33 protein-coding genes are annotated in these 21,725 nt (G+C 56.7%); 1 reads left to right on the forward strand and 32 read right to left on the reverse strand.

Translation table 11 applies throughout. The features are described from left to right. Positions 1–6 precede the first annotated feature (6 nt). On the reverse strand, positions 7–1,401 hold the full coding sequence (locus BLS75_RS29135) for an MFS transporter (RefSeq protein WP_011063768.1): 1,395 nt from the start codon (positions 1,399–1,401) through the stop codon (positions 7–9). Between the two features lie 178 nt (positions 1,402–1,579). Here BLS75_RS29135 and uvrA point away from each other — a divergent pair, with 178 nt between their 5' ends. Beyond that, positions 1,580–4,414 (forward strand): excinuclease ABC subunit UvrA, encoded by a 2,835-nt coding sequence (uvrA, locus tag BLS75_RS29140; protein ID WP_019094235.1) that lies wholly within the window; start codon positions 1,580–1,582, stop codon positions 4,412–4,414. 118 nt (positions 4,415–4,532) lie between these two features. Here uvrA and bfr read toward each other — a convergent pair whose 3' ends face one another. The 31 genes from bfr to tuf all read right to left on the reverse strand — a co-directional run. Further along, entirely contained in the window at positions 4,533–4,997 is a 465-nt protein-coding gene (bfr, locus tag BLS75_RS29145; protein WP_011063770.1) for a bacterioferritin, read from the reverse strand. Between the two features lie 155 nt (positions 4,998–5,152). After that, positions 5,153–6,601, reverse strand: a complete 1,449-nt coding sequence (locus tag BLS75_RS29150; protein WP_019094236.1) for a catalase — start codon at positions 6,599–6,601, stop codon at positions 5,153–5,155. A 176-nt stretch (positions 6,602–6,777) separates the two neighbouring features. Continuing rightward, positions 6,778–7,164, reverse strand: coding sequence for a 50S ribosomal protein L17 (gene rplQ / locus BLS75_RS29155; protein ID WP_007924175.1), 387 nt, complete (start codon positions 7,162–7,164; stop codon positions 6,778–6,780). A gap of 42 nt (positions 7,165–7,206) precedes the next feature. After that, on the reverse strand, positions 7,207–8,208 hold the full coding sequence (gene rpoA, locus BLS75_RS29160) for a DNA-directed RNA polymerase subunit alpha (protein WP_007970428.1): 1,002 nt from the start codon (positions 8,206–8,208) through the stop codon (positions 7,207–7,209). Between the two features lie 22 nt (positions 8,209–8,230). Then, positions 8,231–8,851, reverse strand: a complete 621-nt coding sequence (gene rpsD, locus BLS75_RS29165; RefSeq protein ID WP_011063772.1) for a 30S ribosomal protein S4 — start codon at positions 8,849–8,851, stop codon at positions 8,231–8,233. 18 nt (positions 8,852–8,869) lie between these two features. Continuing rightward, positions 8,870–9,259: a 30S ribosomal protein S11 gene (gene rpsK / locus BLS75_RS29170; protein ID WP_007924177.1), complete on the reverse strand. Its 390-nt coding sequence runs from the start codon at positions 9,257–9,259 to the stop codon at positions 8,870–8,872. A gap of 30 nt (positions 9,260–9,289) precedes the next feature. Then, positions 9,290–9,646 carry a 30S ribosomal protein S13 gene (rpsM, locus tag BLS75_RS29175; RefSeq protein WP_003186020.1) on the reverse strand — a complete coding sequence of 119 codons (357 nt, stop codon included), beginning with the start codon at positions 9,644–9,646 and terminating at the stop codon, positions 9,290–9,292. Between the two features lie 130 nt (positions 9,647–9,776). Further along, positions 9,777–9,893, reverse strand: a complete 117-nt coding sequence (gene rpmJ, locus BLS75_RS29180; protein ID WP_002555468.1) for a 50S ribosomal protein L36 — start codon at positions 9,891–9,893, stop codon at positions 9,777–9,779. 24 nt (positions 9,894–9,917) lie between these two features. After that, on the reverse strand, positions 9,918–11,246 hold the full coding sequence (gene secY, locus BLS75_RS29185; protein WP_003210064.1) for a preprotein translocase subunit SecY: 1,329 nt from the start codon (positions 11,244–11,246) through the stop codon (positions 9,918–9,920). Continuing rightward, positions 11,247–11,681, reverse strand: a complete 435-nt coding sequence (gene rplO, locus BLS75_RS29190; protein ID WP_007924183.1) for a 50S ribosomal protein L15 — start codon at positions 11,679–11,681, stop codon at positions 11,247–11,249. A gap of 3 nt (positions 11,682–11,684) precedes the next feature. Continuing rightward, positions 11,685–11,861 (reverse strand): 50S ribosomal protein L30, encoded by a 177-nt coding sequence (gene rpmD / locus BLS75_RS29195; protein ID WP_003176408.1) that lies wholly within the window; start codon positions 11,859–11,861, stop codon positions 11,685–11,687. 2 nt (positions 11,862–11,863) lie between these two features. After that, positions 11,864–12,364 (reverse strand): 30S ribosomal protein S5, encoded by a 501-nt coding sequence (rpsE, locus tag BLS75_RS29200; protein ID WP_007924184.1) that lies wholly within the window; start codon positions 12,362–12,364, stop codon positions 11,864–11,866. 3 nt (positions 12,365–12,367) lie between these two features. Continuing rightward, positions 12,368–12,718 (reverse strand): 50S ribosomal protein L18, encoded by a 351-nt coding sequence (gene rplR, locus BLS75_RS29205; protein WP_003186037.1) that lies wholly within the window; start codon positions 12,716–12,718, stop codon positions 12,368–12,370. A 10-nt stretch (positions 12,719–12,728) separates the two neighbouring features. Continuing rightward, the gene (rplF, locus tag BLS75_RS29210; RefSeq protein ID WP_007924185.1) at positions 12,729–13,262 is read right to left on the reverse strand and encodes a 50S ribosomal protein L6; all 534 of its coding nucleotides are present in this window, start codon (positions 13,260–13,262) and stop codon (positions 12,729–12,731) included. A 12-nt stretch (positions 13,263–13,274) separates the two neighbouring features. Continuing rightward, a complete protein-coding gene (gene rpsH, locus BLS75_RS29215) occupies positions 13,275–13,667 on the reverse strand; it encodes a 30S ribosomal protein S8 (protein WP_011063773.1) in 393 nt (130 codons plus the stop codon). A gap of 207 nt (positions 13,668–13,874) precedes the next feature. Further along, a complete protein-coding gene (rpsN, locus tag BLS75_RS29220) occupies positions 13,875–14,180 on the reverse strand; it encodes a 30S ribosomal protein S14 (RefSeq protein ID WP_003228726.1) in 306 nt (101 codons plus the stop codon). Positions 14,181–14,193: 13 nt separating this feature from the next. Then, positions 14,194–14,733, reverse strand: a complete 540-nt coding sequence (gene rplE, locus BLS75_RS29225; protein ID WP_003210069.1) for a 50S ribosomal protein L5 — start codon at positions 14,731–14,733, stop codon at positions 14,194–14,196. Between the two features lie 20 nt (positions 14,734–14,753). Further along, positions 14,754–15,068, reverse strand: a complete 315-nt coding sequence (rplX, locus tag BLS75_RS29230; protein WP_010443924.1) for a 50S ribosomal protein L24 — start codon at positions 15,066–15,068, stop codon at positions 14,754–14,756. Between the two features lie 11 nt (positions 15,069–15,079). Beyond that, positions 15,080–15,448 carry a 50S ribosomal protein L14 gene (gene rplN, locus BLS75_RS29235; protein ID WP_011063774.1) on the reverse strand — a complete coding sequence of 123 codons (369 nt, stop codon included), beginning with the start codon at positions 15,446–15,448 and terminating at the stop codon, positions 15,080–15,082. Positions 15,449–15,471: 23 nt separating this feature from the next. Then, positions 15,472–15,738: a 30S ribosomal protein S17 gene (rpsQ, locus tag BLS75_RS29240; protein WP_003194644.1), complete on the reverse strand. Its 267-nt coding sequence runs from the start codon at positions 15,736–15,738 to the stop codon at positions 15,472–15,474. A 2-nt stretch (positions 15,739–15,740) separates the two neighbouring features. Continuing rightward, entirely contained in the window at positions 15,741–15,932 is a 192-nt protein-coding gene (gene rpmC / locus BLS75_RS29245) for a 50S ribosomal protein L29 (protein WP_002555481.1), read from the reverse strand. Then, entirely contained in the window at positions 15,932–16,345 is a 414-nt protein-coding gene (gene rplP, locus BLS75_RS29250) for a 50S ribosomal protein L16 (RefSeq protein ID WP_003228729.1), read from the reverse strand. Before rplP ends, rpmC begins: the two co-directional genes overlap by 1 nt. A gap of 12 nt (positions 16,346–16,357) precedes the next feature. Continuing rightward, a complete protein-coding gene (gene rpsC / locus BLS75_RS29255) occupies positions 16,358–17,044 on the reverse strand; it encodes a 30S ribosomal protein S3 (protein ID WP_007924192.1) in 687 nt (228 codons plus the stop codon). A gap of 13 nt (positions 17,045–17,057) precedes the next feature. Further along, the gene (gene rplV / locus BLS75_RS29260; RefSeq protein ID WP_003103908.1) at positions 17,058–17,390 is read right to left on the reverse strand and encodes a 50S ribosomal protein L22; all 333 of its coding nucleotides are present in this window, start codon (positions 17,388–17,390) and stop codon (positions 17,058–17,060) included. 13 nt (positions 17,391–17,403) lie between these two features. Beyond that, positions 17,404–17,679 (reverse strand): 30S ribosomal protein S19, encoded by a 276-nt coding sequence (gene rpsS / locus BLS75_RS29265; RefSeq protein WP_002555486.1) that lies wholly within the window; start codon positions 17,677–17,679, stop codon positions 17,404–17,406. Between the two features lie 16 nt (positions 17,680–17,695). Beyond that, positions 17,696–18,520 carry a 50S ribosomal protein L2 gene (gene rplB / locus BLS75_RS29270; protein ID WP_011063775.1) on the reverse strand — a complete coding sequence of 275 codons (825 nt, stop codon included), beginning with the start codon at positions 18,518–18,520 and terminating at the stop codon, positions 17,696–17,698. 14 nt (positions 18,521–18,534) lie between these two features. After that, positions 18,535–18,834, reverse strand: coding sequence for a 50S ribosomal protein L23 (rplW, locus tag BLS75_RS29275; RefSeq protein ID WP_002555488.1), 300 nt, complete (start codon positions 18,832–18,834; stop codon positions 18,535–18,537). Next, positions 18,831–19,433 carry a 50S ribosomal protein L4 gene (gene rplD / locus BLS75_RS29280; RefSeq protein ID WP_007924200.1) on the reverse strand — a complete coding sequence of 201 codons (603 nt, stop codon included), beginning with the start codon at positions 19,431–19,433 and terminating at the stop codon, positions 18,831–18,833. The genes rplW and rplD overlap by 4 nt, the downstream gene beginning before the upstream one ends. A gap of 12 nt (positions 19,434–19,445) precedes the next feature. Further along, positions 19,446–20,081: a 50S ribosomal protein L3 gene (gene rplC / locus BLS75_RS29285; protein WP_007924205.1), complete on the reverse strand. Its 636-nt coding sequence runs from the start codon at positions 20,079–20,081 to the stop codon at positions 19,446–19,448. Positions 20,082–20,161: 80 nt separating this feature from the next. After that, on the reverse strand, positions 20,162–20,473 hold the full coding sequence (gene rpsJ, locus BLS75_RS29290) for a 30S ribosomal protein S10 (protein ID WP_003186070.1): 312 nt from the start codon (positions 20,471–20,473) through the stop codon (positions 20,162–20,164). 140 nt (positions 20,474–20,613) lie between these two features. Next, positions 20,614–21,725, reverse strand: a 1,112-nt coding sequence (gene tuf / locus BLS75_RS29295) for an elongation factor Tu (protein ID WP_053138951.1), incomplete at its 5' end; no start/stop codon positions are given.

Genomic DNA, 21,725 nt, shown 5'->3' on the forward strand with positions numbered 1-21,725 from the left:
GTTCTCCTAGGCTTCGCTCGCCGACGGCGCTGGATTGACCAGTTGCTCGAGGGTCGTGCGATCCAATAATTCGGTGTCCAATTTGATGTAAATGGCGGCCTCTTCGGCCACCACTACGGCATCTGTTACCCCAACAACGGCCTTCAGGCGCTCGACCAGGCCGGCTTCGCGGATCGCTTCGGGCGATAACGGCAAGCGCAGGCTCGTCACATACGGGGGCTCGCGCATGGTAACAGCAAAGGCCAGCCAGAGTGCAGCCAGGACTGCGCATCCAAGGAACACAGCCGACAAACCGCCATGCTGGAACAACCAGCCGCCGAGGATGCCGCCCAGTGCCGAACCGAGGAACTGGCTGGTGGAATACACCCCCATCGCCGTTCCTTTACCACCCGCCGGCGAAACCTTGCTGATCAGCGACGGCAAGGACGCTTCCAGCAGGTTGAACGCGGTGAAGAACACCACGGTACCAATCACCAGCGCCCGCAGGCTGTCGCCGAACTCCCAGAAGAATAGCTCGGTGAGCAGCAGCGTACTGACCGCGCCCAACAGAACTCGTTTCATTTTGCGTTTCTTCTCGCCGTAGATGATGAACGGGATCATGGCGAAGAACGAAATCAGCAGTGCGGTGAGGTAGACCCACCAGTGCTGCTCCTTGGGCAGGCCGGCTTTTTCCACCAGCGCCAGGGGCAAGGCCACGAAGCTCGACATGAGCATCGCGTGCAACACGAAGATACCAAGATCCAGGCGCAGCAGATCGGGGTGCTTGAGGGTCGGGATCAGCGCCTGGCGCGCCACTCCGGATTCCCGGTGCTGCAGCGGCCCGGTTGAGCGCGGCACCATGAAGGCGATGATCAGAATGCCCACCAGGGCCATGGCCCCGGTGGCCAGGAACAGCCCCGAAAGTCCGAAACTGCGGGTCAGCAGCGGGCCAACCACCATGGCCACGGCAAAGGACAGACCGATGGTCATGCCAATCATGGCCATGGCCTTGGTCCGGTGCTGTTCGCGGGTCAGGTCGGAAAGCAGCGCCATCACCGCCGCGGAAATTGCGCCGGCGCCCTGCAGGATACGCCCGGCGATCACCCCCCAGATCGAATCGGCGTTGGCCGCCAGCACACTGCCCAGGGCGAACACGATCAACCCCAGGTAGATAACCGGACGACGACCGATACGGTCGGAAATGATCCCGAAGGGAATCTGGAACACTGCCTGGGTCAGGCCATAGGCACCAATCGCCAGCCCGATCAGGGTCGGGGTCGCTCCTGCGAGATCCATTCCATAGGTCGCCAGGACCGGCAGTACCATGAACATGCCAAGCATACGGAAGGCGAACACCAGGGCCAGCCCGCTTGCCGCGCGGGTCTCGCTGCCACTCATGCGTTCGTTGTGGGGATCGTGCATGGATAAACCTCATGTGAACCGGCGGCGATTCTACCAGTCGGATCGATTGAGGGGGTATATGGCGACGCTTTGCCGCGCAGCCCATGCCAGCGATCAAAAAAGCGCCGAACGATAGTGTGCATCCATCCAGTGTTTGGTTTTATACTCCTGCCTTTACGCCCGCCGATCGAGGCCACTTTTGGACAAGATTCTGATTCGTGGGGCCCGCACCCACAACCTGAAGAACATCGACCTGACCCTGCCGCGGGACAAGTTGATCGTCATCACCGGGCTGTCTGGGTCCGGTAAGTCGTCCCTGGCTTTCGACACGCTGTATGCCGAAGGCCAGCGCCGCTATGTCGAGTCGCTCTCGGCCTATGCCCGACAGTTCCTGTCGATGATGGAAAAGCCCGATGTCGACACCATCGAAGGCCTCTCGCCGGCGATTTCCATCGAACAGAAATCCACCTCCCACAACCCGCGCTCCACCGTCGGCACCATCACCGAGATCTACGACTACCTGCGCCTGCTCTATGCCCGCGTCGGTACTCCACGCTGCCCGGACCACGACATCCCGCTGGAAGCCCAGACCGTCAGCCAGATGGTCGACCTGGTGCTGGCCCAGCCCGAAGGCAGCAAGCTGATGCTGCTGGCCCCGGTGATCCGCGAGCGCAAGGGCGAACATCTGTCGGTCTTCGAAGAGTTGCGAGCCCAGGGCTTCGTTCGCGCCCGGGTCAACGGCAAGCTGTTCGAGCTGGACGAGCTGCCGAAGCTGGATAAACAGAAGAAGCACTCCATCGATGTGGTGGTCGACCGCTTCAAGGTCCGCGCCGACCTGCAGCAGCGCCTGGCCGAATCCTTTGAAACCGCCTTGAAACTGGCGGACGGGATTGCCCTGGTGGCGCCGATGGACGACGAGCCGGGAGAGGAGATGATCTTCTCCGCGCGCTTCGCCTGCCCGATCTGCGGCCACGCCATCAGCGAACTGGAACCCAAGCTGTTCTCCTTCAACAACCCGGCCGGTGCCTGCCCGACCTGCGACGGGCTGGGGGTCAAGCAGTTCTTCGACATCAAGCGCCTGGTCAATGGCGAGCTGACCCTGGCCGAAGGGGCGATACGCGGCTGGGACCGGCGCAACGTCTATTACTTCCAGATGCTCGGTTCGCTGGCCTCTCATTACGGCTTCAGCCTGGAAGTACCGTTCAACCAACTGCCCGCGGATCAGCAGAAGGTCATCCTGCACGGCAGCGGCACCCAGAACGTCGACTTCAAATACCTCAACGACCGGGGCGACATCGTCAAGCGCTCCCACCCGTTCGAAGGGATAGTGCCGAATCTGGAGCGCCGCTACCGGGAAACCGAGTCGGCCACCGTGCGTGAAGAGCTGGCCAAGTTCCTCAGCACCCAGCCCTGCCCGGATTGCCGTGGCACCCGCCTGCGTCGCGAAGCGCGGCACGTCTGGGTGGGCGAGAAAACCCTGCCGGCAGTCACCAGCCTGCCCATCGGCGACGCCACCGATTATTTCGGCACCCTGAAACTCACCGGGCGCCGTGGCGAAATCGCCGACAAGATCCTCAAGGAAATCCGCGAGCGCCTGCAGTTCCTGGTCAACGTCGGGCTCGACTACCTGACCCTGGACCGCAGCGCGGACACCCTGTCCGGCGGCGAAGCCCAGCGTATCCGCCTGGCCAGCCAGATCGGCGCCGGCCTGGTGGGGGTGATGTACATCCTCGACGAGCCGTCCATCGGCCTGCACCAGCGGGACAACGATCGCCTGCTGGGAACCCTGAAACACCTGCGTGATATCGGCAACACGGTGATCGTGGTTGAACACGATGAAGACGCCATTCGCCTGGCCGACTATGTCGTCGATATCGGCCCGGGGGCCGGTGTGCACGGCGGGCGAATCGTTGCCGAAGGCACCGCCGCAGAGGTCATGGCCCATCCGGACTCCCTGACCGGCAAATACCTCTCGGGCCGGGTGAAGATCGTGGTGCCGGCCAAGCGCACGCCGCGCAACAAGAAGCTCTCCCTGACCCTCAAGGGCGCTCGCGGCAACAACCTGCGCAATGTCGACCTGGAGATCCCCATTGGCCTGCTGACCTGCGTCACTGGGGTATCGGGCTCGGGCAAGTCGACCCTGATCAACAACACCCTGTTCCCCTTGAGCGCCACCGCACTGAATGGCGCCACCACCCTGGAAGCCGCGCCACACGACAGCATCAACGGCCTGCAGCACCTGGACAAGGTAGTGGATATCGACCAGAGCCCGATCGGCCGGACTCCGCGCTCCAACCCGGCGACCTACACCGGGCTGTTCACCCCGATCCGCGAGCTGTTCGCCGGGGTACCCGAGTCGCGCTCCCGGGGCTACGGGCCCGGGCGCTTCTCCTTCAACGTCAAGGGTGGGCGCTGCGAGGCTTGCCAGGGCGATGGCCTGATCAAGGTGGAAATGCACTTCCTGCCGGACATCTACGTGCCCTGCGACGTGTGCAAGAGCAAGCGCTACAACCGCGAAACCCTGGAAATCAAGTACAAGGGCAAGAGCATCCACGAGGTGCTGGAAATGACCATCGAGGAAGCCAGGGAGTTCTTCGACCCGGTGCCTGCCCTGGCGCGCAAGCTGCAGACCCTGATGGATGTGGGCCTGTCCTACATCAAGTTGGGGCAGTCGGCGACGACCCTGTCCGGTGGCGAAGCGCAGCGGGTCAAGTTGTCTCGCGAGCTGTCCAAGCGAGACACCGGCAAGACTCTGTATATCCTTGATGAGCCGACCACGGGCCTGCACTTTGCGGATATCCAGCAGTTGCTGGACGTACTGCACCGCCTGCGCGATCACGGCAACACCGTGGTGGTGATCGAACACAACCTGGATGTGATCAAGACCGCCGACTGGCTGGTGGACCTGGGGCCGGAAGGCGGTTCCAAGGGCGGCCAGATCATTGCCGTGGGCACCCCGGAGCAGGTTGCGGAGATGCCCCAGTCCCATACCGGGCACTACCTCAAGCCGTTGCTGACCCGCGACCGCGCCTGAGGCCCATGAAAAAGCCCCTGGCACTTGACGGTGCCAGGGGCTTTTTTGTCTCTAGGGGTTGCTGCCCCTCCCGCAGAAGCGAGCTTTACTCGCGAACAGGCAGCAACACCTAACGCAATCAGAACTGCGATTGCAGGTAGTTCTCCAGGCCGATGGACTTGATCAGGCCCAACTGCTTCTCCAGCCAGTAGGTGTGATCTTCCTCGGTATCCGCCAGCTGGATGCGCAAGATGTCGCGGCTGACATAGTCCTTGTGCAACTCGCACAGCTCGATGCCTTTGCACAACGCGGCGCGCACCTTGTATTCCAGGCGCAGGTCGCTGGCCAGCATCTCGGGCACCGTGGTTCCGGTGTCGAGATCGTCAGGGCGCATGCGCGGAGTGCCTTCGAGCATCAGGATGCGGCGCATCAGGGCGTCGGCGTGTTGCGCCTCTTCTTCCATTTCATGGTTGATACGCTCATAGAGCTTGGTAAAGCCCCAGTCTTCGTACATCCGCGAGTGGATGAAATATTGGTCTCGTGCTGCCAGCTCGCCCGTCAGCAACGTGTTGAGGTAATCGATTACGTCCGGGTGACCTTGCATCGCCCTACATCTCCCTGCTTGAAAGTGGATAGTTTGAACCAAGCTGACTTGCAGGTCACTTAGAAATAGCTGAAAAAGTGAAGAATATCTGAGAAAACCAGTAGAAATAACGCAAAAACCGCCCAAATGAGGGCGGTTCTGCTTCTTATTTAGACTTACTTGAGCGATACGCCCAAAGCTTTGGCGATGCCTTCGCCGTAAGCCGGGTCGGCCTTGTAGAAATGCTGCAACTGCCGATCAACCACATCAGCCGTCACTCCAGCCATGGCGCCCGCGATGTTATTGATCAGCAATGCCTTCTGCTCATCGTTCATCAGGCGGAACAACGCACCAGCGTGGCTGTAGTAGTCGGTGTCTTCACGATGATCGTAGCGGTCCGCAGCACCGCTGAGTGCCAGGGCCGGCTCGGCATAACGTGGAGCCTGCTTCGGCGCATCGCCATAGCTGTTGGGCTCGTAGTTAGGCGCCGCACCACCATTGGTACCGAAAGCCATGGAGCCGTCGCGCTGGTAGCTGTTCACCGGGCTCAATGGAGCGTTCACCGGCAACTGTTGGTGGTTGGTACCCACACGGTAGCGATGCGCGTCGGCGTATGCGAATACTCGGCCTTGCAGCATGCGATCCGGCGAAAGACCTACCCCAGGTACCATGTTGCTAGGGCCGAATGCAGCCTGCTCGACCTCTGCAAAGTAATTCAACGGGTTGCGGTTCAGTTCCAGCTCACCCACTTCGATCAACGGGAACTCTTTCTGCGACCAGGTCTTGGTCACATCGAAGGGATTCTCGTAATGCGCGGCGGCTTGAGCTTCGGTCATGACCTGAATGCACACGCTCCATTTCGGAAACTCACCGCGCTCGATCGCATTGAACAGGTCGCGCTGGGCGTAATCAGGATCGGTACCGGCCAGGCGCGCTGCGTCAGCCGGCGCCAGGTTCTTGATGCCCTGCTTGGTCTTGTAGTGCCACTTGACCCAATGCCGCTCACCCTTGGCGTTGATCAGGCTGTAGGTGTGGCTGCCAAAGCCATGCATGTGGCGGTAGCCGTCCGGAATACCCCGATCGGAAAACAGAATGGTTACCTGGTGCAGCGCCTCGGGCGAATGGGACCAGAAATCCCACATCATCTGGGCACTTTTCAGATTGCTCTGGGGCAAGCGCTTCTGGGTGTGGATAAAGTCGGGAAACTTCAGCGGGTCGCGAATGAAGAAAACCGGGGTGTTGTTGCCTACGATGTCCCAGTTGCCTTCTTCGGTGTAGAACTTGAGGGCAAAGCCGCGTGGGTCACGCTCGGTGTCTGCCGAACCACGCTCGCCGCCTACCGTGGAAAAACGCAGGAAGGTCGGAGTCTTCTTGCCTACCGCCTCAAACAGTTTGGCGCTGGTGTATTCGGTGATATCACGAGAAACGGTGAAAGTGCCATAGGCGCCCGAACCCTTGGCGTGCACGCGACGCTCGGGAATATTCTCGCGGTTGAAATGGGCGAGCTTTTCGATCAGGTGAAAATCGTCGAGAAGCAGAGGGCCCCGGGGGCCGGCGGAACGAGAGTTCTGGTTATCAGCGACAGGAGCGCCACTTGCGGTAGTAAGAGTTTTGGTCTGGCTCATGCTCAATCTTCCTCTGTCAGTCTGTGAAACTGCCGGCTAATCGGCTGACAAAGAGTATTGACCACCAGTGTTACAACATCCAATGCATTACACATTAGTTAACGATAGAAATATCCAATATAGGCAGACACAAAAAACCGGGCGCTAGGCCCGGTTCCTTGTTTCAGACTGACGTCTTACTCAGCGGATACAGCTTCACCGCCGACAGCACGATCAACCAGTTCAACGTACGCCATAGGAGCGTTGTCGCCAGCGCGGAAACCGCACTTGAGGATGCGCAGGTAGCCACCCTCACGGGTAGCGTAGCGCTTGCCCAGGTCGTTGAAGAGCTTACCAACGATAGCTTTCGAACGGGTACGGTCGAAAGCCAGACGGCGGTTAGCCAGGCTGTCTGTCTTGGCCAAAGTGATCAGCGGCTCGGCAACGCGGCGCAGTTCTTTAGCTTTCGGCAGTGTAGTTTTGATCAGCTCGTGCTCGAACAGCGACACCGCCATGTTCTGGAACATGGCCTTGCGGTGCGAGCTGGTGCGGCTCAGGTGACGCCCACTTTTACGATGACGCATGGTTCATTCCTTACCAAACACAACGTTCGGTGATTACGACGATCAGGCAGTCGCCTTGTCGTCCTTCTTAAGACTTGCAGGCGGCCAGTTGTCGAGGCGCATGCCGAGGGACAGACCGCGGGAGGCCAGAACGTCCTTGATTTCAGTCAAGGATTTCTTGCCCAGGTTCGGAGTCTTCAACAGTTCTACTTCGGTACGCTGAATCAGGTCGCCGATGTAGTAAATGTTTTCCGCCTTAAGGCAGTTAGCCGAACGTACAGTCAGTTCCAGATCGTCAACCGGGCGAAGCAGGATCGGATCGATCTCGTCTTCCTGCTCGACTACCACTGGCTCACTGTCACCCTTGAGGTCGACGAACGCAGCCAACTGCTGTTGCAGGATGGTTGCAGCACGACGGATAGCCTCTTCAGGATCCAGAGTACCGTTGGTTTCCAGATCAATAACCAGCTTGTCCAGGTTAGTACGCTGCTCGACACGGGCGTTTTCCACCACGTATGCGATACGGCGAACCGGGCTGAACGAAGAGTCGAGCTGCAAGCGACCAATGCTGCGGCTTTCGTCTTCATCGCTCTGACGCGAGTCGGCCGGTTCATAACCACGACCACGAGCTACTACGAGCTTCATGTTCAGGGCGCCGTTAGACGCCAGGTTAGCGATTACGTGATCGGGATTAACGATCTCGACATCATGATCCAGCTGAATATCGGCAGCGGTAACCACCCCCGAACCCTTCTTCGACAAGGTCAGCGTAACTTCGTCACGGCCGTGCAGCTTGATAGCCAGACCTTTAAGGTTCAACAGGATTTCAATTACGTCTTCCTGTACACCTTCGATGGCGCTGTACTCGTGGAGCACACCGTCAATCTCGGCCTCGACTACTGCACAGCCGGGCATTGAGGACAACAGGATGCGGCGCAGCGCGTTGCCCAGGGTGTGGCCAAAACCACGCTCGAGAGGCTCGAGGGTGATCTTGGCGCGGGTTGGACTGACAACCTGCACATCAATGTGGCGGGGTGTCAGGAACTCATTTACCGAAATCTGCATGGATGCACCTATTTTCTAGCCCTTACTTGGAGTAGAGCTCGACAATCAGGCTTTCGTTGATGTCGGCGGACAGATCACTGCGAGCTGGAACGTTCTTGAAAACGCCCGACTTCTTCTCAGTGTCTACTTCTACCCATTCTACGCGGCCACGTTGAGCACACAGATCGAGAGCTTGGACAATGCGAAGTTGATTTTTTGCTTTCTCGCGAACAGCGACCACGTCACCAGCACGAACCTGGTAGGACGGAACGTTAACGGTCTGACCGTTCACGCTGATCGACTTGTGCGATACCAGCTGACGGGATTCGGCACGAGTAGAACCGAAGCCCATGCGGTACACAACGTTGTCCAGACGGCATTCGAGCAGTTGCAACAGGTTTTCGCCGGTTGCGCCCTTCTTGCCAGCTGCTTGTTTGTAGTAGCCGCTGAATTGACGCTCGAGTACGCCGTAGATACGACGAACTTTTTGCTTTTCACGCAGCTGGGTGCCGTAGTCGGATTGACGACCGCGACGCTGGCCGTGGATGCCAGGAGCTGCTTCGATGTTGCACTTGGATTCGATAGCGCGCACGCCGCTCTTCAGGAAGAGATCGGTGCCTTCGCGACGAGCCAGTTTGCATTTTGGACCAATGTAACGAGCCATTCTTTACAATCTCCTGGATTACACGCGGCGCTTCTTCGGCGGACGGCACCCGTTGTGCGGGATTGGCGTCACGTCGGTGATGCTGGCGATCTTGTAGCCACAGCCGTTCAAAGCGCGGACTGCGGATTCACGACCTGGACCTGGACCCTTGACGTTGACGTCGAGGTTTTTCAGGCCATATTCCAGCGCAGCTTGACCAGCACGCTCAGCAGCTACTTGAGCAGCGAACGGGGTGGACTTGCGAGAACCGCGGAAACCCGAACCACCGGAGGTTGCCCAGGAAAGAGCGTTACCTTGACGGTCGGTGATGGTCACGATGGTGTTGTTGAAAGACGCGTGGATGTGGGCGATGCCATCAACCACTGTCTTTTTAATCTTTTTACGAGGACGAGCAGCAGGTTTTGCCATGACTAAATTCCTGTCGATTCGCTGGTGCGATTACTTGCGGATCGGCTTACGCGGACCTTTGCGAGTACGCGCGTTGGTCTTGGTACGCTGACCGCGCACTGGAAGACCACGACGATGGCGCAGACCGCGGTAGCAGCCCAGATCCATCAAGCGTTTGATTTTCATGTTGATTTCGCGACGCAGGTCACCTTCAGTGGTGAACTTCGCCACTTCGCCACGCAGCTGTTCAATTTGCTCGTCGCTCAGATCCTTGATCTTCGCAGCTGGGTTGACCCCAGTCACCGCGCAGATTTTCTGCGCAGTAGTGCGACCAACACCATAGATGTAGGTCAGCGAGATAACAGTATGCTTGTTATCTGGAATGTTAACGCCTGCAATACGGGCCATTCAGTGGGACTCCAATTGACAGCTACCTACGCCCCGGAAGCCAAGAAATAGGGCGCGAGATAATATCGCTGTAATAACAAATAATCAACCCGGCAGCGCACTAGCTGCCGGGCTTGAAGCACAATCACACTCAGCCTTGGCGCTGTTTGTGACGCGGTTCCGCGCTGCAAATTACTCGAACAACACCTTCGCGGCGAATAATCTTGCAGTTACGGCACAGCTTTTTCACCGATGCACGAACTTTCATCACCAACTCCTCGAACCTTATGGATTAGCGCAGCATGCCGCTGCCGTAACCCTTCAGGTTGGCTTTCTTCATCAGGGATTCGTACTGGTGGGAAACGAGGTGCGATTGTACTTGCGACATAAAGTCCATAACAACCACGACCACGATCAGCAACGAGGTCCCGCCAAGGTAGAACGGAACGTTTGCAGCAACCACCAGGAACTGGGGCAACAGGCAGACGGCCGTCATATATAGAGCACCGAACATGGTCAAACGAGTCAGAACGCCATCAATGTAGCGCGCCGACTGCTCACCTGGACGGATGCCCGGAATAAAGGCACCGGACTTCTTCAGGTTTTCCGCTACGTCTTTCGGATTGAACATCAACGCCGTATAGAAGAAGCAGAAGAAAATAATCCCTGCACTAAACAGCAGAATATTCAACGGCTGACCAGGAGCGATCGACTGCGAGATGTCCTGCAACCAGCCCATACCTTCAGACTGACCGAACCAGGCACCCAACGAAGCCGGAAACAGCAAAATGCTGCTCGCGAAGATAGCAGGAATAACACCGGCCATATTCACTTTCAGCGGCAAGTGGCTGGTCTGCGCAGCAAATACCTTGCGGCCCTGCTGACGCTTGGCGTAATGAACAGCAATACGACGCTGACCACGCTCAATGAACACCACAAAACCGATAATCGCTACTGCCAGCAAACCGATCGCAACCAGGGCAAAAATGTTGATATCACCCTGACGTGCAGACTCGAAAGACTGCCCGATCGCTCTCGGAAGACCGGCGACGATACCTGCGAAAATCAACATCGAGATACCGTTGCCAACACCACGCTCAGTAATCTGCTCACCCAGCCACATCATGAACATCGCACCAGCCACAAAAGTGGATACCGCGACGAAATGGAAGCCAAAGTCACCAGTGAACGCAACACCCTGACCCGCCAAGCCAACGGACATGCCGATAGCTTGAACCAGGGCCAGGATGACAGTGCCGTAGCGGGTGTACTGGCTGATCTTGCGACGGCCAGCTTCACCTTCCTTCTTCAACTGCTCCAACTGCGGGCTGACGGCTGTCATCAGCTGCATGATGATCGATGCCGAGATATACGGCATGATCCCCAGTGCAAAGATGCTCATCCGTTCCAGCGCGCCGCCGGAAAACATGTTGAACAAGCTAAGAATGGTCCCCTCATTCTGTCGAAACAGGTCCGCGAGTCGGTCAGGGTTGATACCTGGAACCGGGATGTGTGCGCCTATTCGGTAGACGATAATCGCCAAGAACAGAAAACGCAGACGAGCCCAAAGTTCAGACATACCGCCTTTGCCGAGCGCAGAGAGAGCACCTTGCTTAGCCATTTATTCCTCGAACTTGCCGCCAGCTGCTTCGATAGCCGCACGCGCACCTTTGGTGGCTGCGATACCCTTGATGGTCACAGCGCGAGTAACTTCGCCGGACAGCATGATTTTCACACGCTGAACGTTTTGGTTAATCACGTTGGCATCTTTCAGGGACTGCACGGTGACGATGTCGCCCTCCACTTTAGCCAGCTCGGACAGACGCACTTCTGCGCGATCCATGGCCTTCAAGGAAACGAAACCGAACTTCGGCAGGCGACGATGCAGCGGCTGTTGACCGCCTTCAAAGCCTGGAGCAATGGTGCCACCGGAGCGGGAAGTCTGACCTTTGTGACCACGGCCACCAGTCTTACCCAAACCACTACCGATACCACGGCCCGGACGATGCTTTTCGCGACGGGAACCCGGCGCTGGACTCAGATCATTGAGTTTCATCGATTAACCCTCGACACGCAGCATGTAGTAAGCCTTGTTGATCATCCCGCGATTCTCGGGAGTATCCTGGACTTCTACAGTGTGACCGATGCGACGCAGACCCAGACCCTTAACGCACAGTTTGTGGTTAGGGATACGGCCGGTCATGCTTTTGATCAGCGTTACTTTTACGGTAGCCATGATCAGATGATCTCCTGGACGCTTTTGCCACGCTTGGCGGCAATGGATTCAGGGGACTGCATTGCTTTCAAACCCTTGAAAGTGGCGTGAACCACGTTTACTGGGTTAGTCGAGCCGTAGCACTTGGCCAGAACGTTCTGAACGCCAGCTACCTCGAGGACAGCACGCATAGCGCCGCCAGCGATGATACCGGTACCTTCAGAAGCAGGCTGCATGTACACCTTGGAAGCGCCGTGAGCGGACTTCATTGCGTACTGCAGAGTGGTGCCGTTCAGGTCAACTTGGATCATGTTGCGGCGAGCAGCTTCCATTGCCTTCTGGATCGCAGCAGGCACTTCACGCGACTTGCCACGGCCGAAGCCAACACGGCCCTTACCATCACCAACCACGGTCAACGCGGTGAAAGTGAAGATACGGCCGCCTTTTACGGTTTTGGCTACGCGGTTAACTTGAACCAGCTTCTCGATGTAGCCTTCGTCGCGCTTTTGGTCGTTATTTGACATAACTTAGAACTCCAGCCCAGCTTCACGAGCAGCATCAGCCAGCGCCTTGACGCGGCCGTGGTACTTGAAGCCAGAGCGGTCGAAAGCCACCTGCGAGACGCCAGCGGCTTTCGCACGCGTAGCGACCAGCTGGCCAACCTTAGTGGCCGCGTCGATGTTGCCAGTGGCGCCATCACGCAGTTCTTTATCCAAAGTCGAGGCACTTGCCAGGACTTTGTTGCCGTCGGCCGAAATGACCTGGGCGTAGATGTGCTGCGAAGAGCGGAACACGCAGAGACGCACGACTTCGAGTTCGTGCATTTTCAGGCGTGCTTTGCGAGCGCGACGCAGTCGAGTAACTTTTTTGTCGGTCATTTGCTATGCCCTACTTCTTCTTGGCTTCTTTACGACGGACGACTTCGTCCGCGTAGCGCACACCTTTGCCTTTGTAAGGCTCTGGTGGACGGAAGTCGCGGATCTCAGCGGCCACTTGACCTACCAGCTGCTTATCGATGCCCTTGATCAGGATATCGGTCTGGCTAGGAGTCTCAGCGGTGATGCCTTCCGGCAGTTCGTAATCCACTGGATGCGAGAAGCCGAGGGCCAGGTTCAGCACTGTGCCTTTTGCCTGTGCCTTGTAACCAACACCGACCAGCTGGAGCTTGCGCTCGAAGCCTTGGCTTACGCCTTGGACCATGTTGTTTACCAGAGCACGAGTGGTACCGGCCATTGCGCGAGTTTGTTGGTCGCCGTTGCGAGCAGCGAAACGCAGCTCACCAGCTTCCTGAACAATTTCAACGGACGAGTGTACGTTCAGTTCGAGAGTGCCCTTGGCACCCTTCACCGAAAGCTGTTGGCCGGCGAATTTGACTTCGACACCAGCTGGCAGCTTAACGGGGTTCTTAGCGACGCGAGACATGCTTATCCCCCCTTAGAACACAGTGCAAAGAACTTCGCCGCCGACACCGGCAGCGCGCGCAGCACGATCAGTCATCACACCTTTGTTGGTGGAGACGATAGACACGCCAAGACCGCCACGTACTTTCGGCAGTTCTTCAACGGACTTGTACTGACGCAGGCCTGGACGGCTAACGCGCTTCACTTCTTCGATGACCGGACGGCCTTCGAAGTACTTCAGCTCGATGGACAGCAGAGGTTTGATTTCGCTGCTGATCTGATAACCCGCGATGTAACCTTCGTCCTTCAGGACTTTTGCTACAGCCACCTTCAGCGTGGAAGACGGCATGCTTACGACGGACTTTTCAGCCATCTGGGCATTACGGATTCGAGTTAGCATGTCCGCTAACGGGTCCTGCATACTCATGGGCTAGATGCTCCTGATACAAAAAGAATTAGCCTTGCGGCTACAACTGTCGCCGAGAAATTCCGGGCAAAAAACACGGGCTCAGGCGAGCCGGTCATTCTAGACACACCCCAGAAATGAATCAAGCCCCAAAAGGGGCTTGATTCACGTTCAAGGCCACCGGTGATCGGGATCTTGCGAGCCCGAACACCGAGACTTTGATAGCTATTACCAGCTGGCTTTAACCAGACCCGGTACGTCACCACGCATTGCGGCTTCACGCAGCTTGTTACGGCCCAGGCCGAACTTGCGGTAAACGCCGTGCGGACGACCAGTCAGGCGGCAGCGGTTACGCATGCGCGAAGCGCTTGCATCACGTGGCTGCTTCTGCAGAGCTACGGTAGCTTCCCAACGAGCTTCTGGACTTGCGTTCAGATCCACGATGATAGCTTTCAGCGCTGCACGCTTGGTGGCGTATTTGGCAACGGTGAGCTGACGCTTCAGCTCACGGTTCTTCATGCTCTTCTTGGCCATTTTCCTACTCCAATCAGTTGCGGAACGGGAATTTGAAAGCACGCAGCAGAGCGCGGCCTTCATCATCGTTCTTAGCAGTGGTGGTCAGGGTAATGTCCAGACCGCGGAGAGCATCGATCTTGTCGTAATCGATTTCCGGGAAAATGATCTGCTCTTTAACGCCCATGCTGTAGTTGCCACGACCGTCGAAGGACTTGGCATTCAGGCCGCGGAAGTCGCGAACCCGAGGCAGGGAGATCGACAGCAGACGATCCAGGAACTCGTACATACGCTCACGGCGCAGGGTCACTTTGACGCCGATCGGCCATCCTTCGCGGACTTTGAAGCCAGCGATGGATTTACGAGCGTAGGTCACAACGACTTTCTGGCCGGTGATCTTTTCCAGGTCAGCAACAGCATGCTCGATGACTTTTTTGTCGCCGATTGCTTCGCCCAGACCCATGTTCAGGGTGATTTTGGTAACGCGCGGAACTTCCATCACGTTCGAAAGCTTAAGTTCTTCCTTAAGTTTCGGAGCGATTTCCTTCCGGTAAATCTCTTTTAGTCGTGCCATGGTCTTCTACCTAGCAGTGTTCAAGCATCAACCGCTTTTTGGGTCGACTTGAAGACACGAATTTTTTTGCCGTCTTCTACTTTGAAACCAACGCGGTCAGCCTTGTTGGTTTCGCTGTTGAAAATGGCGACGTTGGAAGCGTGCAGTGGCGCTTCTTTCTCGACGATACCGCCCTGTACGCCCGACATCGGGTTAGGCTTGGTATGACGCTTGACCAGGTTCAGGCCACCGACGACCAGACGGTCGTCAGCCAGAACCTTAAGCACCTTACCGCGCTTACCTTTGTCTTTGCCGGCGATCACGATGATCTCGTCGTCACGACGAATCTTTTGCATGTCGGATCTCCTTACAGCACTTCTGGGGCGAGCGAGACGATCTTCATGAACTTCTCGTTGCGAAGTTCACGGGTCACTGGCCCAAAGATACGGGTGCCGATCGGCTCTTGCTTGTTGTTCAACAGAACAGCAGCGTTGCCATCAAAGCGGATGATGGAGCCGTCTGCACGACGAACACCATGGCGAGTGCGGACTACAACAGCAGTCATCACTTGGCCTTTTTTCACCTTACCGCGAGGAATTGCTTCCTTGACGGTAACTTTGATGATGTCACCGATACCAGCGTAACGACGATGGGAGCCACCCAGCACCTTGATGCACATAACGCGGCGAGCGCCGCTGTTATCGGCCACATCGAGCATGGATTGAGTCTGAATCATATAATTTCTCCGACCCCTAGCCCTTAGACTTCCACAGCGCGTTCGAGAACATCAACCAGGGCCCAAGACTTGGTCTTGGCCATCGGACGAGTTTCACGAATAGTGACTTTGTCGCCGATGTGGCACTGGTTGGTTTCGTCGTGCGCGTGCAGCTTAGTCGAACGCTTAACGTATTTACCGTAGATAGGGTGCTTAACGCGACGCTCGATCAGAACGGTGATGGTCTTGTCCATCTTGTCGCTGACAACACGGCCAGTCAGCGTACGGACAGTTTTTTCGGCTTCAGCCATGATTACTTACCTGCCTGCTGGTTGAGCACAGTCTTCACGCGAGCGATGTCACGCTTAACTTGCGAGAGCAGATGAGACTGCCCCAACTGGCCAGTTGCTTTCTGCATACGCAGATTGAACTGGTCGCGCAGCAGGCCGAGCAGTTGCTCGTTCAGCTGCTGTGCGGATTTTTCACGAAGTTCATTCGCTTTCATCACATCACCGTCCGTTTAACAAAGGAGGTGGCGAGCGGCAGCTTTGCAGCAGCCAGGGCGAAAGCCTCACGCGCCAGCTCTTCAGAAACACCCTCGATTTCATACAGGACTTTGCCTGGCTGAATCTGGGCTACCCAGTATTCGACGTTACCCTTACCTTTACCCATCCGAACTTCGAGAGGCTTTTTGGAAATAGGCTTGTCCGGGAATACACGGATCCAGATCTTGCCACCACGTTTTACGTGACGGGTCAGAGCACGACGCGCTGACTCGATCTGACGAGCGGTGAGACGACCACGAGCAACAGACTTCAGCGCGAACTCGCCGAAGCTGACTTTGCTACCGCGCAATGCCAGACCACGGTTGTGGCCGGTCATTTGCTTGCGGAACTTCGTACGCTTTGGTTGCAACATTTGGCGTACCCCTTACTTAGCAGCTTTTTTACGAGGCGCAGGTGCTTGCGGCTTCAGCTCTTCTTGGCGACCACCAATTACTTCGCCTTTGAAGATCCAAACCTTCACACCGATCACACCGTAAGTGGTGTGAGCTTCGTAGGTGGCATAGTCGATATCGGCACGCAGGGTGTGCAGTGGCACACGACCTTCGCGATACCATTCAGTACGTGCGATTTCAGCACCGCCGAGACGACCGCTCACTTGGATTTTGATGCCTTTGGCACCAATGCGCATGGCGTTCTGTACGGCGCGCTTCATAGCACGACGGAACATTACGCGACGCTCCAGCTGCTGAGCTACGCTCTGCGCAACCAGCATACCGTCGAGCTCCGGCTTGCGGATCTCTTCGATATTGATGTGCACAGGCACACCCATTTGCTTGGTCAGGTCCTGACGCAGCTTCTCAACATCTTCACCTTTCTTGCCGATCACGATGCCGGGACGAGCGGTGTGGATGGTGATGCGTGCAGTTTGAGCCGGACGATGGATATCGATACGGCTTACGGACGCGCTTTTTAGTTTGTCTTGGAGATACTCACGCACATTCAGATCTGCGAGCAAATAGTCCGCATAAGTCCGACCGTCTGCGTACCAGACGGAGGTGTGCTCCTTGACGATTCCCAGGCGAATGCCAATGGGATGTACTTTCTGACCCATCTCTTCGACTCCGTTACTTGTCAGCAACCTTGACAGTGATATGGCAAGACCGCTTGACGATGCGATCAGCACGGCCTTTGGCACGTGGCATGATGCGCTTCAGCGAACGCCCTTCGTTGACGAAAACGGTGGAGACCTTCAGGTCATCAACGTCTGCGCCTTCGTTATGCTCGGCGTTGGCTACGGCCGACTCCAGCACTTTCTTCATGATCTCGGCGGCTTTCTTACTGCTGAAAGCCAACAGGTTGAGCGCTTCGCCCACCTTCTTCCCGCGGATCTGGTCGGCGACCAAGCGGGCTTTCTGGGCGGAGATTCGAGCGCCCGACAACTTAGCGGCTACTTCCATCATTCCTTACCCCTTAACGCTTGGCTTTCTTGTCAGCCACGTGCCCGCGATATGTACGGGTACCGGCGAACTCGCCCAGTTTGTGGCCGACCATGTCTTCGTTCACGAGAACTGGAACATGCTGACGACCGTTATGCACAGCAATGGTCAGACCGACCATTTGTGGCAGGATCATGGAACGGCGCGACCAGGTCTTAACTGGTTTGCGATCGTTCTTTTCCGCCGCCACTTCGATCTTCTTCAGTAGGTGAAGATCAATAAAAGGACCTTTTTTCAGAGAACGTGGCACTGTCGTATCCCTCTATTTACTTGCGACGACGGACGATCATTTTGTCGGTACGCTTATTACCACGAGTCTTCGCGCCCTTAGTCGGGAAGCCCCATGGCGATACCGGATGACGACCACCAGAGGTACGACCTTCACCACCACCATGTGGGTGGTCAACCGGGTTCATGGCAACACCACGAACGGTTGGGCGAACGCCACGCCAGCGTTTGGCACCAGCTTTACCCAGCGAACGCAGGCTGTGCTCGGAGTTCGAGACTTCGCCCAGGGTCGCGCGGCATTCAGCCAGCACTTTACGCATCTCACCAGAACGCAGACGCAGGGTCACGTAGACACCTTCACGAGCGACCAGCTGAGCCGAAGCGCCAGCCGAACGAGCGATTTGCGCGCCTTTACCTGGCTTCAGTTCGATGCCGTGTACGGTGCTACCAACTGGAATGTTGCGCAGTTGCAGAGCGTTGCCCGGCTTGATCGGTGCCAGAGCACCTGCGATCAGCTGGTCGCCAGCGCTCACGCCTTTAGGGGCGATGATGTAGCGACGCTCGCCATCTGCGTACAGCAGCAGAGCGATGTGAGCAGTACGGTTTGGATCGTATTCGATACGCTCGACAGTGGCAGCGATGCCATCTTTGTCGTTGCGACGGAAGTCGACCAGACGGTAATGCTGCTTATGACCACCACCAACGTGACGAGTGGTAATGCGACCATTGTTGTTACGACCACCAGACTTCGATTTCTTCTCGAGCAGCGGTGCGTGAGGAGCGCCTTTATGCAGCTCCTGGTTGACCACCTTGACCACAAAACGGCGGCCAGGGGAAGTCGGTTTGCATTTAACGATTGCCATGATGCACCCCTTCCTTACTCAGCACTGCTGCTGAAATCGAGATCTTGGCCTGGCTGAAGGGAGATAACTGCCTTCTTCCAGTCATTACGCTTGCCCAGACCGCGAGCGGTACGCTTGCTCTTACCCAGAACGTTCAGGGTAGTAACGCGCTCCACTTTCACGCTGAACAGGCTTTCGACGGCCTTCTTGATTTCCAGCTTGGTTGCGTCAGTAGCAACCTTGAAAACGAACTGGCCTTTCTTGTCTGCCAGAACCGTAGCCTTCTCGGAAACGTGCGGGCCAAGCAGAACTTTAAATACGCGTTCCTGGTTCATCCCAGCAGCTCCTCGAATTTCTTCACGGCCGACACAGTGATCAACACTTTGTCGTATGCGATCAGACTAACTGGATCGGAACCTTGCACGTCACGAACATCAACGTGTGGCAGGTTACGAGCAGCCAGGTACAGGTTCTGATCAACAGCGTCCGACACGATCAGAACGTCGGTCAGGCTCATGTTGTTCAGCTTGCCCAGCAGATCTTTGGTTTTCGGAGTTTCAACAGCGAAATCCTGAACCACGACCAGACGATCAGTACGCACCAGCTCAGCAAGGATGGAACGCATTGCTGCGCGATACATCTTCTTGTTCAGCTTCTGGGAGTGATCCTGAGGACGAGCTGCGAAAGTGGTACCGCCGCCACGCCAGATTGGGCTACGGATAGTACCGGCACGAGCACGGCCAGTACCTTTCTGACGCCATGGGCGCTTGCCGCCACCGGAAACGTCGGAACGGGTCTTTTGCTGCTTGCTACCTTGACGGCCGCCGGCCATGTAGGCCACGACTGCTTGGTGAACCAGCGTCTCGTTGAATTCGCCGCCAAATGTCAGTTCGGAAACTTCGATCGCTTGAGCGTCATTTACATTTAATTGCATGTCAGCTTCCCCTTAACCGCGAGCCTTGGCCGCCGGACGTACAACCAGGTTGCCGCCAGTAGCGCCAGGAACAGCACCCTTGACCAACAACAGATTGCGTTCAGCGTCGACGCGCACTACTTCCAGGGACTGCACGGTCACGCGCTCAGCGCCCATATGACCGGACATTTTTTTGCCCTTGAATACACGACCAGGAGTCTGGCACTGGCCAATAGAGCCCGGGACGCGGTGGGAAACGGAGTTACCGTGGGTGTTATCTTGACCGCGGAAATTCCAACGCTTGATGGTACCGGCGAAGCCTTTACCTTTCGACTGACCGGTAACGTCTACCAGTTGGCCAGCAGCGAAGATTTCTGCATTGATCAGATCGCCAGCTTGGTACTCGCCTTCTTCAAGACGGAATTCCCAAACGCCACGACCGGCAGCAACGTTCGCTTTAGCGAAGTGACCTGCTTGAGCAGCAGTCACGCGCGAAGCACGACGCTCACCTACAGTGACCTGCACTGCACGATAGCCATCGGTTTCTTCAGTTTTGAACTGGGTGACGCGATTCGGCTCGATCTCAATGACCGTGACCGGAATGGAGACACCTTCTTCGGTGAAAATACGGGTCATACCGCATTTACGACCGACTACACCAATAGTCATGTTGTAAACCTCATGAGTGTACGGGGCTTTCACCCGCTATGGCCGCCCATTTCAGAGCGTTACACGACTAAGACCGAGTCTTAGCCGAGGCTGATCTGCACTTCCACACCTGCCGCAAGATCAAGCTTCATAAGAGCATCAACGGTTTTATCCGTTGGCTGGACGATGTCCAGTACGCGCTTATGAGTACGGATCTCGTACTGGTCACGCGCGTCTTTGTTGACGTGCGGGGAGACCAGAACGGTGAACCGCTCTTTACGGGTAGGCAGTGGAATTGGACCACGCACTTGAGCACCAGTACGTTTCGCGGTTTCCACGATTTCCTGGGTGGATTGGTCGATCAGGCGATGGTCGAAAGCCTTCAACCTGATACGGATTTGCTGATTTTGCATTGGATTTCAGACTCCAGGCTGCTATTCCCACCGGGCGCAATACGCCCGTTAAAAGGAGGCGCAATTCTATAGACGGCCCCACAGAGTGTCAACCCAATAAAAAAGCCCCCGCAAGCGGGGGCCTCTTCATGAGTCGTCGATTACTCGATGACTTTGGCTACGACGCCAGCGCCGACGGTACGACCGCCTTCACGGATAGCGAAACGCAGACCATCTTCCATCGCGATGGTTTTGATCAGAGTGACAGTCATCTGGATGTTGTCACCTGGCATTACCATTTCAACGCCTTCTGGCAGCTCGCAGTTACCAGTTACGTCAGTAGTACGGAAGTAGAACTGTGGACGGTAGCCTTTGAAGAACGGAGTATGACGGCCGCCTTCTTCCTTGCTCAGAACGTAAACTTCAGCGGTGAACTTGGTGTGCGGCTTAACGGTGCCTGGCTTAACCAGAACCTGGCCACGCTCAACGTCGTCACGCTTGGTACCACGCAGCAGAACGCCGCAGTTCTCGCCAGCACGACCTTCGTCGAGCAGCTTGCGGAACATTTCAACGCCGGTGCAGGTAGTTTTCTGAGTGTCGCGCAGACCAACGATCTCAACTTCTTCCTGAATGCGAACGATACCACGCTCAACACGGCCAGTTACCACGGTGCCACGGCCGGAGATCGAGAATACGTCTTCGATTGGCATCAGGAACGGCTTGTCGATTGCACGCTCTGGCTCTGGGATGTAGGTATCCAGAGTTTCTACCAGACGCTTAACAGCGGTGGTACCCATTTCGTTGTCGTCTTGGCCGTTCAGAGCCATCAGAGCCGAACCGATGATGATCGGAGTGTCGTCACCTGGGAAGTCGTAAGTGCTCAGCAGATCGCGCACTTCCATCTCAACCAGTTCCAGCAGCTCAGCGTCGTCAACCATGTCAGCCTTGTTCAGGAAGACAACGATGTACGGAACGCCTACCTGACGGGACAGCAGGATGTGCTCACGAGTTTGTGGCATCGGACCATCGGCAGCCGAGCAAACCAGGATCGCGCCGTCCATCTGGGCAGCACCAGTGATCATGTTTTTGACGTAGTCGGCGTGACCTGGGCAATCAACGTGCGCGTAGTGACGAATGTTCGAGTCGTACTCTACGTGCGCAGTGTTGATGGTGATACCACGAGCCTTTTCTTCTGGGGCGCTGTCGATCTTGTCGAAGTCAACACGAGCCGAACCGAAAACTTCGGAGCAAACGCGAGTCAGAGCAGCGGTCA

Origin of the sequence: Pseudomonas sp. NFPP12, assembly GCF_900103205.1 — a bacterium.
GTDB classification, from domain to species: domain Bacteria; phylum Pseudomonadota; class Gammaproteobacteria; order Pseudomonadales; family Pseudomonadaceae; genus Aquipseudomonas; species Aquipseudomonas protegens.